The organism is Phenylobacterium sp. GW823-FHT02A09 (genome assembly GCF_058797775.1).
The window spans coordinates 85,350-99,094 of sequence record NZ_JBXAJZ010000003.1; the positions used below are offsets into that span (position 1 = coordinate 85,350).

Here is a 13,745-nt window from a genome sequence, read left to right on the forward strand (position 1 = left end):
ATCGCTGCATGAGTGATTTCGATATCAATCAAGTCAGGCGGCTGGACGGCGGGCTGCTGCTGGTGTTCCGCGAACTGGTGCGGCGGCGGAAGGCGCAGGAGGCGGCGCAGGCTCTGGGACTAAGTCCCTCGGCGGTCAGCCATGCGCTGGGCCGGTTGCGCGACCTGTTCGGCGACCCGCTGTTCGTGCGCAAGCCGCATGGCCTGGTCCCCACTCGCCGGGCGCTGGAGCTGGAGCCGCAGGTCGAGGCGCTGCTGGCGCTGGCGCAGGGGACGCTGGGCGGGCGCGAGGCGTTCGACCCAGCCGCCAGCACGCGGGTGTTCCGAATGTCGGCCCCGGAGTTCGTCACCGACCTGATCGGCGGGCGGCTGCTGAATCTCTTGGCCCGGCGCGCGCCGGGGGTGGTGTTCACCATCGAGCACCTGGCGCAGGACCGGGCGTCGGAGGCGCTCCGCCGCGGCGAGATCGACGTCGCGGTCGGCCGGTTCGCCCCCGGCTTCGGCGGGGCGCGGGCCGAGCTGCTGTACAAGGACCGCTACTGCGTGGCGGCGCGGCGCGGGCACCCGCGCATCGATGGGGCGATCGACCTGCCGACCTATGCCGGCGCGGGGCATGTCTATGCGACGGCCGGCAGCGAGACCGCAGGCGACGAGACGCTGCCTGAGGCGTTCGATGTTCCGGTCGTCGCGCGGGCCGGCGCCCCGCACTGGCTGACCGTGCTGATGATGGTGGCCGCCAGCGACGCGATCGCCACCTGTCCGCGGCGGCTGGCCGAGCGCCATGCCGACATGCTGGGCCTGCAGGTGCTGGACCCGCCGTTCGAACCCATGCGGCTGAGCGTGGAGGCGGTCCGCCGCGGCCAGGCCGAAGATCCCGGCGTCGACTGGTTCCTGGATCAGGTGCGGGCCGCGGCCAGCTAGATTTCCAGGCCGAGCTCCCGGCGCAGGTGCGCGCGGGTGGCGGTTTCGAAGGCCTCGGGCCAGGCGGCGCCATGGCGCGCGGCCAGTGGCCGGGCCTGGGCAAGGAACAGCCGCGCGATGTCGGCCTGGGCCGCCAGCAGGGCCGCGCGTTCGGCGGCGGGCGCGGGCAGGGCTTCTAGCGCGGCGCGTTGATCGGCCTGCAGAAAGCCGTTCAGGCGCTTGGCGCCGCGGGCCGAACGCGGGACTCCGTTCTCCTCCAGCATCAGCTCGACCAGCATGCCGCGCAGCAGCTCAACGCCCTGCTGGCCCACCAGCCATTCCCCGCGGCCGATGCAGACGGGCGACAGGCCGAGCACGCGCAGGAACTCTTGGATCAGCCGCAAGATGCGGCCGGCGACGTCGGGATCGGCGCTGGTCCGACGCGGCGGCGGCGCAGGCGTGTCGCCGAGCAGGCGATCGAGACCGGCGCCGTCCTGGCCCGCGAACTCGGCCGGGGTCAGGAAGGCGAGGTCGAAGCGGCTCCAGCCGGCGGTGACGCCCGAAAAGATCCGGCCGTGGACGATATGCGAGAAGACGGTGACGGGAAGCGCCAGCGCGCCGGCGGCGCAGTCGCGCAGGCAGGCGGCGGGTTCATCCGCCACGACCGTGAGGTCGACATCGCTCCAGGCGTCGCCGGCCCCCTTGCCGAAGCTGCCCGAGAGCCAGGCCGAGCGAATGCGCGGGTCGGCGCCGAGCGCGGCGACAAGCTGGTCGAGCAAAGCCTGCTGGTCATTGGTCATCGGCGGCAGGCTGCAGAGGCGGACGGGCGGCGGCAAACGATTTTACCGCCGCCCGTCCGTGCGCTGAGGGCTCTAGATCTGGCGCGTGCGGCCTTCCCAGTAGGGGGCGCGGACCTTGTTGCGCTGGATCTTGCCGGCTTCGGAGCGCGGCAGGTCGTTCACGAAATCGAGGCTGCGCGGGACCTTGAAGGCCGGCAGGGCCTTGCGGCCGAAGTCCAGGATCTCCTGGGCCAGTTCCTCGGAGGGCTGGTAGCCCGGGTTCAGCAGGATCACCGCCTTGACCTGCTCGCCCCACTCGTCGTGCGGCACGCCGACCGTGGCGCTGTCGGCGACGGCGTCATGCTTGATGAGCTCGTTGTCGACTTCCTGCGGGTAGATGTTCACGCCGCCGGAGATGATGGTCTCGGCGTTGCGGCCGGTGAGGAACAGGTAGTCGTCCTCGTCGAAGAAGCCGACGTCGCCCATGGTGAAGAAGTCGCCGACGCGGTTGGCGGCGGTCTTGCCCGGGTCCTTGTAGTACTGGAACCCGCCGCCGGGCGGCAGCTGGTGGTAGATGCCGCCGGGCACGCCGGGCGCGCAGTCGTTGCCTTCCTCGTCGAGGATGCGGACCTGCAGCAGGGCCGGGCGCTTGCCGACGCTGCCCGGCTTCTTCAGCCATTCCTCGGACGAGATGGTGAAGCCCGCGCCGCCTTCGGAACCGGCGTAGTACTCGCTGAGCACCGGGCCGAACCACTCGATCATCGCCTGCTTGACCTCGGGCGGGCAGGGCGCCGCGCCGTGGACGATGTATTTCACGTGATCGACGGGGTAGCGGGCCTTGACCTCGTCCGGCAGCGACAGCAGCCGCTGGAACATGATCGGCACCAGGTGCAGGTGGGTGATCTTCTGTTCCGAGATGGTGCGCAGCACCAGTTCGGAATCCCACTTGTCGATGAAGTGCAGCGGGGCGCCCGCGCCCATGGCGGCGCGGATGTCAAAGGCCAGCGGGGCGGCGTGGTAGGCCGGGCCGGCGCAGAGCTGGATGGAGTCGTCGTCGTAGCCGCGCATGCCGTACATCGCCTGCGGTGTGATGGTCGGGGCCTCGCGGAACACGCCCTTCGGGCGGCCGGTGGTGCCCGAGGTGTACATCATCTGGTTGCCGAGCACCGGATCGTCGATGTCCGAGCCGTCCAGCGGGGCGAGGGCGTCGTCATAGCTCTGGAAGCCGGGGATCTCGCCGCCGACGGCCAGCTTGAGCACCACGTTCGGGCATTGCTCGGCGGCCGCGGCGACCGAAGCGACGCGCGCCTCGCCGACCAGCACCTTCGCCTCGCAGTCGTTGATGATGTAGGCGATCTCGTCGGTGGTCAGGTGCCAGTTGACCGGGGTGATGCGCAGGCCCGAGCGCAGGGTCGCGGCCTGGACCTCGATGAACTCGGCGCGGTTGGAGCAGACGATCGCCAGGGCGTCGCCGGCCTTCAGGCCATGCTGACGGAAGAGGCGGGTCAGTTTGTTGGCCGCCGCGTTCACCTGGGCGAAGGTCCGCGCGCTGCCGTCGGGATTGACCACGGCGACCTTGTCCGGCTGCAGCCCAGCCCAGACGGCGGTGGTCATGCCGGTCGCCGCCGCTGCGTTCAGGGCGTCTTCCAGGCTCATGCGCTCTTTCAAATCTTCCATCAAATTCCTCCCGTCGCCGACGGCCTGTGCGGTCCGCGCAGCGATCTTTTCTATGATCCGAGACGGCGTTTCCCCGGCGGCCGCCACGCGAAATATGCGTTGCGGGATGGGCCGCTTCCGTTTCGGAAACCTACAATCACACGGCTCGACGCCGCCGACAACGGCGCGCGAAATCCGAACATGGATCGGATCAGGCCCGGGCGCTCGCCCAGCGCCAGGCGGCGTAGCCGGCGGCGGCCGCGCAGGCGGTCAGGAACGTGCCCCAGGCGATGTCGGCGAGGGTGATCTTCCAGGACCAGACCTTCAGGGTCGCCTGGTTGGTGAGGTCGTAGGTGGCGTAGGCGACGAAGCCGAGGATCGCGCCGTTCAACGCCGCCCGTGGCAGGCCCGCCGCCTCGCGCGCCGCCGGCAGCACGGCCAGGGCGACGACGCCGGCGATGTAGACCAGATAGAAGGCGATTGCGGCGGTCAGGTCGAAGCGCTCGGCCAACACGGCGTCGAGCGCCGGGCGATACAGCCGCGGACCGACCTGGGTCAGCCAGACCGCGTCGATGACGGCGAAGGCCAGTCCGGCGGCGAGATAGGCGACGACGAGGGCCATCACGCGGGCGCCATCAGGTAGTGGCTGACGCCCCACTCGGTCCCGCCCCGATGGCCGAACAGGCCGGCGGTCGCCAGGAAGAACAAGCGCCAGCGCCGGCCCCAGAGGATCGCGTCGTCGCCATAGGTCTGGACCAGAAGCGGGCCGATCACCTCGCGGCGGCGGTCGTAGTTGGCCAGCCAAGCGTGGGCGGTGCGGGCGTAGTGCGTCCCGCTCCAGCGCCAGTCGCCCTCCACCCTGAAGATGTCGGGAAACTGGCGGGCCAGGTCATGGCTCGGCATCACCCCGCCGGTGAAGAAGTGGCGGGCGATCCAGTCGGCCTCGTCCTCGACGTCGAAGCGATAGGGCGTCGTACGGTGGGTGAACACGTGCAGGAACAGCCGGCCGTCCGGCTTCAGCCAGGTCCGGGCCCGGCTGAGCAGGGCGCGCCAGTTGGCCATGTGCTCGAACATCTCGACCGAGACGATGCGGTCGAAGTCGCGGTGCGGCGGGACGAAATCATTCATGTCGGCGGTGATCACCGAGAGGTTGGTCAGGCCGCGCTCGGCGGCGCGGGCGCGGATGAAGGCGCCCTGGCTTGCCGAGTTGGAGACCGCGACGATGCGCGCGGCCGGCAACGCGCGCGCCATCCACAGCGACAGCGACCCCCAGCCGCAGCCCAGTTCGAGGATCGCCTGGCCGTCCTGCAGGCCGGCGTGGGCGGCGGTTTCCGAGAGCGCCGCCTCCTCGGCCTGGGCCAGGGCGCTCACGCCGGGCGGATAGTAGCCGGACGAGTACTTGAGCTGCGGACCGAGCACGGCCTGGAAGAAGGCGGCGGGCAGTTCGTAGTGCTGGGCGTTGGCGGCCTGGACGTGTTCGGCGATCGGCCGGGCGTCCATCTCGCGGGCGAAGTCGGCGGCGTTCAGCCCCGGCTCGGCGGCCAGGTTGCGCCGCGCCCCCGCGACCAGCAGGCCGATGGCCGCCCGCCGCGCCGCGTCCGGCAGCGGTGCGCCCTCGAAGGCGTGGATGGTCGAAGCGAGCAGCCGCATGGGCGCCTCCGAAATGACTTCGCACCCAACAGATACGGCGCAGACCCGGTCTTGGATGCGGCGGCTGCATCCGAGCGTCGCGCGCGGCCGTAACTCCCAGGACCGGACACCAGCCGGAGCGAGCGTGGAGTACGACGTGACCTGGGAGCCGCCATTGAAGGTCGCCGTGATCGGCGGGGGCGTCGCCGGACTGTCCGCCGCCTGGCTGCTGAGCCAGCGTCATGCGGTGACCTTGTACGAGGACGAGGCGCGCCTGGGCGGCCACGCCAATACGGTCGAGGTCGAGGGGCCGCGCGGGCCGGTGGCGGTCGACACCGGCTTCATCGTCTACAACGAGCCGAACTATCCGAACTTCACCGCCTTGCTGAACCACTTCGGGGTCGAGAGCCGGGCGGCGGACATGGCGCTGAGCGTCTCGCTGGACGACGGCGATTTCGAGTACTCGTCGGGGGCGTTGTTCGCCCAGGCCAGCAACCTGTTCAGCCCCCGCTACTGGGCCATGCTGCGGGACGTCACGCGGTTCTATCGCCAGGGGCCGAAGGATCTGGCGCAGCTCGAGGCGCCGCTCACCTCGCTCGACGACTATCTGGCGCAGCGCGGCTACTGCCAGGCGTTCTGCGACGACCACCTGCTTCCGCAGGCCGCCGCGATCTGGTCGACGCCGCTGCGCACGATCGGCGAGTATCCGGCCGCGGCGCTAATTCGGTTTTTCCAGAACCACGGCATGATGAGCGTGTTCGGTCGCGGGACCTGGCGCACCGTGCGTGGCGGCAGCCAGGCCTATGTCGGCAAGTTGGCGGCGGCGTTCGAAGGGACCCTGCGGCGGTCGCGCCCGGTGCAGGCGGTGCGCCGCGACCTGCTGGGCGTCGAGGTGCGCGAGGCCGACGGCCGGGCCGAGCGGTTCGACCAGGTGGTGATCGCCGCCCACGCCGACAGCGCGCTGGCGATGCTGCACGATCCCGATCCGTTGGAGCGCGAGCTGCTGGGCGCCTTCCGCTACAGCCAGAACCTGGCGGTGCTGCACACCGACGCGCGGCTGATGCCGGTGCGGCGGGCGGCGTGGACGAGTTGGAACCACATCGGTCGGCGCGACGCGCCGGGGCAAGGCTGCGTCACCTACTGGATGAACCGCCTGCAGTCGCTGGACTATCCGCAGGACCTGTTCGTCACCTTGAACCCCACCCGCGAGATCGAGCTGGAGAGCATTCTTTGGGCCGACGCCTACGCCCATCCGCAGTTCGACGCCGCGGCCATCGCGGCCCAGCGCCAGCTGTGGGCGTTGCAGGGGCGGCGGCGGACCTGGTTCTGCGGCTCGTACTTCGGCCACGGCTTCCATGAGGACGCGCTGCAGTCGGGGCTGGCGACCGCCGAGGCGTTGGGCGGGGCCCTGCGGCCCTGGCGGGTGGCCGACGAATCCGGCCGCATCCACCTGCCGCCGGAGCGGCGGGCCGGATGAGCGTCCCGGCCAGCGGCCTCTATGCCGGCCGGGTGACCCACCTGCGCCGCCGGCCGCGCCGCCACCGGCTGGCCTATCGCATCTTCATGCTGCTGCTGGACCTCGACGAGATCGAGCCGCTGGCGCGCAGGCTGAGGCTGTTCGGCCATGGGCGGCGCGCGCTGGCGAGTTTCCATCCGTCCGACCATCTGCACGGCGACGGGCGGCCGCTGAGGACGCAAGTCGAAGAAATCCTGGCGCAGGCCGGCCTGGACGGCGGCGGGCCGGTGCGGGTGCTGTGCATGCCGCGGCTGCTGGGCGGATCGGGCTTCAACCCGCTGAGCGTCTGGTTCTGCCATCGCGCCGACGGAGCGCTGAGCGCGGTGCTCTACGAGGTCAACAACACCTTCGGCGAGCGCCACCTCTATCTGGTCCCGGCGCCAGACGGCGGCGGGACCATCCGCCAGCGCTGCGACAAGCGGTTCTATGTGTCGCCGTTCATGGACATGGGCCTGACCTATCGGTTCACGGTGAACGCGCCCGGCGATTCGGTCTCGGTGGCGATCGAGGCCGAGGACGAGGAGGGGCCGGTGCTGTCGGCGGCGTACTTCGCCGTGCGGCGCGAGCTCACCGACACGGCCCTGCTGAGGGCCTGGGCCGCGCATCCGCTGATGAGTCTCGGCGTGCTGTGGGCGATCCGCTGGGAAGCCCTGTGGTTGTGGGCCAGGGACGCCCCCCTCCCCCCGCGCCCCGCGCCGCCGCTGCGACTCGTGAGCGTCGGCGCGCACACCGGCTGCTAGAAGCGGCCGCGCCACACAACCTGCAAAATCTGCGATAACGTCAAAACAAGTCTGGCGCGCAGCAGGCGTGCGCGTCAGAATGCTCCGCACACTTCAAGATGGAAACTTGCCATGAGCGAGTCACGCCCCTCCCAGCGGGGCGCGCGCAGCTCTGACTCCACCGTAGCGCGTGTGGACGTCAGCAAAATGCCGCGCGTGCTGCAACGGATCACGGCCCGGGCCCTGCACTATCCTGGGCGGATGGCGCTGGCGATCGGCTGCTCCCTGGGCGCGGCGGTGGCCAGCCTGACCCTGCCGCGGCTGTTCGGCCAAGGGGTCGACCAGGCCGGCGCGCTGCTCAAGGCCGGGGCGACGCATGCCGGCGAGGCGCAAGGCGCTCTGGTGGCGACGGCGCTGCTGGTCATCGCCGCCACCGTGATCCGCGGCGTGCTGACCATGATGACCGGCTACCAGGCCGAGTATGTCAGCCAGCGGGTCGGCTACGACCTGCGCCTGGAGTACTTCCAGCAGCTGCAGCGGCTGAGCTTCGGTTTCCACGACCGCATCCATTCCGGCGACCTGGTCACCCGCGGCATGCTCGATCTCGAGGGCGCGCGGGTGTTCATCCAGAACGGGGTGATGCAGCTGATCTCGCTGCTGCTGCTGCTCGGCTTCGCCTCGTACATGATGCTGAGCACCGATCTGGTGATGGGACTGATCGGCCTGGCGTTCGTGCCGTTGGCCGGCTGGGCGCTGGGGCGGATGGGCTTCCTGCTGCGGGTCACCTGGCTGCGGGTGCAGGAGCTGATGGCGGTGCTCACCCTGACCATGGAGGAGAACCTCCAGGGCATCCGCGTGGTCCGCGCCTTCGCCGGCAAGCGCTTCGAGATGGGCAAGTTCGACGCCGCCTCGAAGGACGCGCTCGACTACTCCTACAAGCGCATCACCCTGCGCTTCCGGGCGGTGGCGGTGATGACTGTGTCGTTCTACGGCTCGATGGGGGTGCTGCTCTGGTACGGCGGCCACAAGGTGGTCGGCGGGGCGATGAGCGTCGGCAAGCTGACCGAGTTCCTGACCTACATGACGCTGCTGCAGACGCCGATCCGGCAGATCGCGATGATCTTCAACGCCGCGGCGCGGGCGACCTCGTCCGGCGCGCGGCTCTTCGAGGTGCTGGACCTGGAGCCGGAGATCGCCGACGCGCCGGGCGCCAGGCCGCTGGCGCCGGGCGCCGGCACGCTGCGCTTCGAGCACGTCGATTTCGCCTTCGATCCGGCCGGCAAGCAGATCCTGCGCGACGTCTCCTTCGAGGTACGCGCCGGTCAGACCCTGGGCATCGTCGGCCCGCCCGGCAGCGGCAAGTCGACCATCGCCAACCTGATCCCGCGCTTCTACGACGTGACCGGCGGGGCGATCACCCTCGACGGGCAGGACATCCGCGACGTGACCCTGGCCAGTCTGCGCGAATATGTCGGGCTGGTGCAGCAGGAGTCGTTCCTGTTTGACGCCTCCATCGGCCACAACGTCGCCTATGCCGATCCGTGGGCGGACGACGCGCGGATCGAGGGCGCGGCGCGCACCGCCCAGATCCACGACCACATCGCCGGCCTGCCCGAGACCTACGAGACCCGGGTCGGCGAGCGCGGCGTGGCGTTGTCCGGCGGTCAGCGCCAGCGGCTGTCGATCGCGCGCGGCGTGGTGCCGGGCCCCGGCGTGATGATCTTCGACGACTCCACCGCCGCCATCGACGCGGTGACCGAGCGGCGGGTGCGCGACGCCCTGGCCGAGGCGACCGCGACCAAGGCCACGATCATCATCGCCCACCGGCTGTCCTCGCTGATGCACGCCGACCATATCGTCGTGCTCGACGACGGGCGGGTGGCCGAACGCGGAACCCACGCCGAACTGGTCAAGGCCGGCGGCGTCTATGCCGCTCTCTACGAGCTGCAGACGCGGTCCGACTCCGAGGCCGTGCTGGACGAGGACGCCGCATGAGCCAGGACCAGGTCAGGAAACCCCGCGCCTCGCTCGGCTCGTCCGAGGGCGAGGACATCTTCGGGACCTTCGACGCCGGGGTGGCCAAGCGCTTCATGGGCATGATGGCGCCCTACCGCCGCGCCTTCCTTGTGGCGGTGGTCGCCGTGCTGGTCTCGGCCGCCTCGGTGGTGGCGATCCCGGCGCTGATCGGGCGGGCGGTGAACGCGGCGGTGGCCCGCGACGGCCACCTGCTGGACCAGACCCTGATCGCCTTCGCTGCCTTGGTGGCGGTCTATTCGACGGCGTTCTTCATCGAGCAGTGGCTGTCGGCGCGGCTGGCCCAGCGGGTGATCTTCGACATCCGCCGCAAGATGTTCGACCACTTCCAGGACGTCTCGCTGTCGTTCATGGACAAGACCCACGTCGGGCGGATCATGTCGCGGCTGCAGGGCGACGTGAACGCGCTGCAGGAGTTCCTGGAAAGCTCGACCGGCGCGGTCGGCGACTTCGCGATGCTGATCGGCATCGCCGCGGTCCTGATCAGCATGGACTGGAAGCTGGGGCTGCTGACCCTCACCGTGCTGCCGATCCTGATCGCCGTACGGGCGGTGTGGCTGCCGTTCTCCAAGAGCAGCTTCCGCGAGGCGCGCGACGCCTCCTCGACGGCCAACTCGGCGCTGGCCGAGAACATCAACGGCGTGCGCACCGTGCAGGAGACCCGCCGCGAGGCCGTGAACTTCGAGCTGTACAAGGACAAGGCCTACGACAACTTCGAGGCCCAGGCCCGCGCCGCCTGGATGACCCAGATCATGGTGCCGACGGTCGACGTGCTGACCGGCCTGGCCATGGCCATCGTCATCGTGGTCGGCGGCAACGCGGTGCTGGGCGGGCGGCTGGACGTCGGCGTGATGGTCGCCTTCATCTTCTATGTGCAGCGGTTCTTCGATCCGGTCCGCATGCTGTCGATGCAGTACACGATCATGCAGCGGGCGATGGCCGCGGCGCACCGGATCTTCGAGGTGCTGGACGTGAAGGTCGCCATCCAGGACGCGCCGGACGCCCAGCCGCTGAGCGACGCGCCAGCGACGGTCGAGTTCAAGAACGTCACTTTCGGCTACGATCGGGCCCGGCCGGTGCTGCACGACATCAGCCTGACCGTGAAGCCGCGCGAGGTGGTGGCGCTGGTCGGACCGACGGGCTCGGGCAAGACCTCGATCATCGCCCTGACCCACCGGTTCTACGAGGTCGACCAGGGCCAGGTGCTGGTCGGCGGCCAGGACGTGCGCGACGTCACCCTCGACAGCCTAGGCAAGACCATCGGCATGGTGCTGCAGGAGCCGTTCCTGTTCACCGGCACGATCGAGGAGAACATCCGATACAACACCGAGAGCGCCAGCTTCGAGGACGTGGTCGCGGCGGCCAAGGCGGTGGCGGCGCACGACTTCATCATGAAGCTGCCGGACGGCTACCAGACCAAGCTGGGCCAGCGCGGGCGCAACATCTCGATGGGCCAACGGCAGCTGATCTCGTTCGCCCGGGCGCTGGTCGCCAACCCGCAGATCCTGATCCTCGACGAGGCGACGGCCAATATCGACAGCTTCACCGAGCAGGCGATCCAGAAGGCGCTGAAGGTGCTGTTCGAGGGCCGGACCTGCATCGTCATCGCCCACCGGCTGGCGACCATCCGCGACGCCGACCGGATCATCGTGCTGCAGCAGGGCCGCATCCTGGAGCAGGGGAACCACGACGAGCTGATGGCGACCGGCGGGCTCTATTCGCACCTCTACACGTCGGCGCACGCCTCGTTCGACGACCAGGTGGTTGCGACGACAGGCGACGCGGAGTTCGCGACGCGGACCTAGCATTGATCTCCGCTCATCCCGGCTGTCGCCGGGATGAGCGGGTGGTTAGGGTTGCGCCCTACCATCCAGTTCTCAGAGTCGCTCCCATGATCCGCACCGCTGCGCTGTCGCTCGCCCTGTCGCTACTCGCCACGAGCGCCCTGGCGCAGGACCCGATCGATCCGGCGCGGCTGTCGGAGATCACCAAGGTGCTGGCCTCGGACGCGTTCCAGGGCCGCTCGCCCGGGACGCCGGGCGAGGCCAAGACCATCGAGTATCTGGTCAAGGAGTTCAAAGCCCTCGGGTTGGAGCCGGCCGGGGACGCCGGCGCCTATACCCAGGACGTGCCGCTGCTGCACACCCGGCTGAAGGACGGCGCGATCTTCGCGCTGGACCTCAACGGCAAGCGCCGGCAGCTGGCGCGCAACACCGACGTCACCGCCACCACGCTGCGGCCGGTGGACCAGGTGGCGATCGACAAGGCGCCGCTGGTCTTCGTCGGCTATGGCGTCACCGCGCCCGAGCGCGGCTGGGACGACTTCAAGGGCGTGGACCTGACCGGGAAGATCGCGGTCTTCCTGATCAACGATCCCGACTTCGAGGCTCCGGCCGATGCGGCGGCAGCCGGCAAGTTCGGCGGCCAGGCGGCGACCTACTATGCGCGCTGGACCTATAAGTACGAGGAAGCCGCCCGCCGCGGGGCGATCGGGGCGCTGATCATCCACGAGGCGCCGGGCGCGGGCTATGGCTGGTCGACGGTGATCGCCTCGAACGGCGAGGGCTTCGACATCGTCCGCGCCGATCCGGCCAAGGAGAAGGTGCTGCTGCAGGGCTGGTTGAGCGGGGCGGCGGGGCGCGAGCTGCTGGCCGCCGCCGGCCAGGACTTCGACGCGCTGAAGGCCAAGGCGCAGCGGGCCGACTTCCAGCCCGTGCCGCTGGCCGGCGCGGCGTTCTCGGCCAGTTACGGCGTGACGCACGATCAGATCGTCAGCCGCAACGTGATCGGCAAGATCACCGGGGCGAAGCTGCCCAGCGAGAGCGTGATGTTCGCCGCCCACTGGGACGCCTATGGCGTCGGCGCGCCGGACGCCCAGGGCCGCACGGTCCGCCCCGGTGCGCTGGACGACGCCATCGGCGTGGCCGGGACCATGGAGATCGCCCGGGCCTTCAAGGCCGGTCCGCCCCCGGCCCGCACCCTGGTGTTCGCCGCCTGGACGGCCGAGGAGCGCGGCCTGCTGGGCTCGGAGTACTACGGCGTCCACCCGACCGTGCCGCTGGAGACCATGGCCGCCAACCTGACGATGGACGTGCTGCAGCCGAACGGCCTGGCCAAGGACGTGGTGCTGATCGGGGCGGGGCAGAACGCGCTGGAGGACATGCTGGCCAAGGCCGCCGCCGCCCAGGGGCGGACGGTGACGCCCGACGCCCATCCGGAGCGGGCGCTGTTCTACCGCGCCGACCACTTCTCGCTGGCCCGCAAGGGCGTGCCGGTGCTGCTGCTGATGGGCCTGGGCGGCGGGGCCGACCTGGTCAACGGCGGCCGGGCGGCCGGCGACAAGTGGGTCACCGACTATACGGCCAGCGCCTATCACACGACCGGCGACGCCTGGTCGGCGGACTGGGACCTGTCGGGCGCGGCGCAGGACGTGGCGCTGTTCTACGAGATGGGCAAGGAACTGGCGGCGGGCGGGACCTGGCCGAACTGGAAGGACGGCTCGGAGTTCAAGCCGCTGCGCGACGCCAGCGCCGCCAAGCGGCGCTAGATCGTGTCGTCCTTCGGCGCGCCGGCCCGCCGGTAGGCGGCCAGCAGCATCAGCAGGTCGCGTTTGTTGAGGTGCAGCGCCTGGACCAGTTCCGGGCGCTGATAGACCTCGCCAGGAATGATCACGCGGCGCCCGCGCACCCGCTCGCAGTAGCCGAGATCGATGAGTCGCGACACGTAGCGGCGGGCGGTCTCGCGCGGGATGTTCAGCGAGCCGGCGATCGAGAGCACGCTGACCGGCCGGCGCATGTCGTCGGGGGCGAGGCCGGCCTCGAATTCCGACAGGTGACGCTCGGCGGCGACGTGGCTGACTGTCGCCTGGCCGATGGCCATGAACACCACGCCCAGCATCATGTCGCCCTCGAACACCTCGCTGGCGTTGGCCAGGGTGCGCAGCACGAAGGCCCCTGACAGCCGGGCGAAGAAGATGTCCGCCGGCTCCTGGACCGCGGCGGTCGGTACGGGATGGTCAGGCGTCATCGGCGCCGTCGATCGGCCGCAACCGCACGTCCAGGCCGCTGGCGGCGAGCTCCATGCGGAAGGGCTTGCTGAACGCCCAGGCCTCGGTTCCCCCGAACAGGACCCGGCGGAACGGCGGGTGCGCGAAAGGCGCGGAGGCCGCCGGTTCAGCGTACTCGCGCAGCAGCGCCTCGACGCCGGCCTTCAGGCGAAAGCCCTCCATGGTCGCGAGCCGTCCACGCGCGAACTCGACCAGTTCGTCGGTGGTGGCCGGCTCGCCGAGCGTGCGGATTCCGGTGACGATGATGATGAGAATCCGCGCCTTTTCAGCAGCACTGTGCGGCGTTCGGAAGCGATCCGTCGGGAAATTGATAATTGTCATTCGCAACGACCGGGACGACGAATCGTAACGCCATGTAAAATCCAGATCAGGTGGCGTCGGGTATACGACGCAAACGCGTCGTCTCCTGACAATGGGTAGTCGATTGTCTTAAATTCGATCATCACG

12 protein-coding genes are annotated in these 13,745 nt (G+C 69.9%); 6 read left to right on the forward strand and 6 right to left on the reverse strand.

Annotated features, from left to right (window positions below; genetic code table 11):
* Nucleotides 1-8: 8 nt before the first annotated feature.
* A complete protein-coding gene (locus tag AC1Q87_RS13085) occupies nucleotides 9-920 on the forward strand; it encodes a LysR family transcriptional regulator (protein ID WP_492609367.1) in 912 nt (303 codons plus the stop codon).
* Here the strand turns inward: AC1Q87_RS13085 and AC1Q87_RS13090 are convergent.
* From AC1Q87_RS13090 to AC1Q87_RS13105, 4 genes are all read right to left on the reverse strand, one after another.
* Nucleotides 917-1,735 carry a hypothetical protein gene (locus tag AC1Q87_RS13090; protein WP_492609368.1) on the reverse strand — a complete coding sequence of 273 codons (819 nt, stop codon included), beginning with the start codon at nucleotides 1,733-1,735 and terminating at the stop codon, nucleotides 917-919. The two genes, AC1Q87_RS13085 and AC1Q87_RS13090, sit on opposite strands and share 4 nt — an antisense overlap.
* A gap of 36 nt (nucleotides 1,736-1,771) precedes the next feature.
* Complete coding sequence (locus AC1Q87_RS13095) at nucleotides 1,772-3,355, reverse strand: AMP-binding protein (protein WP_492609369.1); 1,584 nt, start codon at nucleotides 3,353-3,355, stop codon at nucleotides 1,772-1,774.
* A 190-nt stretch (nucleotides 3,356-3,545) separates the two neighbouring features.
* Entirely contained in the window at nucleotides 3,546-3,956 is a 411-nt protein-coding gene (locus tag AC1Q87_RS13100; RefSeq protein WP_492609370.1) for a DUF2177 family protein, read from the reverse strand.
* A complete protein-coding gene (locus AC1Q87_RS13105) occupies nucleotides 3,956-4,984 on the reverse strand; it encodes an SAM-dependent methyltransferase (RefSeq protein WP_492609371.1) in 1,029 nt (342 codons plus the stop codon). Before AC1Q87_RS13105 ends, AC1Q87_RS13100 begins: the two co-directional genes overlap by 1 nt.
* A gap of 124 nt (nucleotides 4,985-5,108) precedes the next feature.
* Between AC1Q87_RS13105 and AC1Q87_RS13110 the strand changes: the two genes are divergently transcribed.
* From AC1Q87_RS13110 to AC1Q87_RS13130, 5 genes are all read left to right on the forward strand, one after another.
* On the forward strand, nucleotides 5,109-6,440 hold the full coding sequence (locus AC1Q87_RS13110; protein WP_492609372.1) for an NAD(P)/FAD-dependent oxidoreductase: 1,332 nt from the start codon (nucleotides 5,109-5,111) through the stop codon (nucleotides 6,438-6,440).
* Complete coding sequence (locus tag AC1Q87_RS13115; protein ID WP_492609373.1) at nucleotides 6,437-7,219, forward strand: DUF1365 domain-containing protein; 783 nt, start codon at nucleotides 6,437-6,439, stop codon at nucleotides 7,217-7,219. The genes AC1Q87_RS13110 and AC1Q87_RS13115 overlap by 4 nt, the downstream gene beginning before the upstream one ends.
* Nucleotides 7,220-7,414: 195 nt before the next feature.
* The gene (locus AC1Q87_RS13120; protein ID WP_492609374.1) at nucleotides 7,415-9,193 is read left to right on the forward strand and encodes an ABC transporter ATP-binding protein; all 1,779 of its coding nucleotides are present in this window, start codon (nucleotides 7,415-7,417) and stop codon (nucleotides 9,191-9,193) included.
* Nucleotides 9,190-11,037, forward strand: coding sequence for an ABC transporter ATP-binding protein (locus AC1Q87_RS13125; RefSeq protein ID WP_492609375.1), 1,848 nt, complete (start codon nucleotides 9,190-9,192; stop codon nucleotides 11,035-11,037). The genes AC1Q87_RS13120 and AC1Q87_RS13125 overlap by 4 nt, the downstream gene beginning before the upstream one ends.
* An 86-nt stretch (nucleotides 11,038-11,123) precedes the next feature.
* Nucleotides 11,124-12,779 (forward strand): M28 family metallopeptidase, encoded by a 1,656-nt coding sequence (locus tag AC1Q87_RS13130; RefSeq protein ID WP_492609376.1) that lies wholly within the window; start codon nucleotides 11,124-11,126, stop codon nucleotides 12,777-12,779.
* Here AC1Q87_RS13130 and AC1Q87_RS13135 read toward each other — a convergent pair.
* Nucleotides 12,776-13,258 carry a hypothetical protein gene (locus AC1Q87_RS13135; protein WP_492609377.1) on the reverse strand — a complete coding sequence of 161 codons (483 nt, stop codon included), beginning with the start codon at nucleotides 13,256-13,258 and terminating at the stop codon, nucleotides 12,776-12,778. The genes AC1Q87_RS13130 and AC1Q87_RS13135 overlap by 4 nt on opposite strands.
* A complete protein-coding gene (locus AC1Q87_RS13140; protein WP_492609378.1) occupies nucleotides 13,248-13,619 on the reverse strand; it encodes a hypothetical protein in 372 nt (123 codons plus the stop codon). The genes AC1Q87_RS13135 and AC1Q87_RS13140 overlap by 11 nt, the downstream gene beginning before the upstream one ends.
* Nucleotides 13,620-13,745: the final 126 nt, after the last annotated feature.

Excerpts from the sequence above, each read along its gene's own strand:
- AC1Q87_RS13135 (WP_492609377.1), bottom strand. The coding sequence starts at position 13,258 with ATGACGCCTGACCATCCCGTACCGACCGCCGCGGTCCAGGAGCCGGCG.
- AC1Q87_RS13130 (WP_492609376.1), top strand. The coding sequence starts at position 11,124 with ATGATCCGCACCGCTGCGCTGTCGCTCGCCCTGTCGCTACTCGCCACG.
- AC1Q87_RS13100 (WP_492609370.1), bottom strand. The coding sequence starts at position 3,956 with ATGGCCCTCGTCGTCGCCTATCTCGCCGCCGGACTGGCCTTCGCCGTC.
- AC1Q87_RS13085 (WP_492609367.1), top strand. The coding sequence starts at position 9 with ATGAGTGATTTCGATATCAATCAAGTCAGGCGGCTGGACGGCGGGCTG.
- AC1Q87_RS13125 (WP_492609375.1), top strand. The coding sequence starts at position 9,190 with ATGAGCCAGGACCAGGTCAGGAAACCCCGCGCCTCGCTCGGCTCGTCC.
- AC1Q87_RS13115 (WP_492609373.1), top strand. The coding sequence starts at position 6,437 with ATGAGCGTCCCGGCCAGCGGCCTCTATGCCGGCCGGGTGACCCACCTG.
- AC1Q87_RS13105 (WP_492609371.1), bottom strand. The coding sequence starts at position 4,984 with ATGCGGCTGCTCGCTTCGACCATCCACGCCTTCGAGGGCGCACCGCTG.
- AC1Q87_RS13140 (WP_492609378.1), bottom strand. The coding sequence starts at position 13,619 with ATGACAATTATCAATTTCCCGACGGATCGCTTCCGAACGCCGCACAGT.
- AC1Q87_RS13095 (WP_492609369.1), bottom strand. The coding sequence starts at position 3,355 with ATGGAAGATTTGAAAGAGCGCATGAGCCTGGAAGACGCCCTGAACGCA.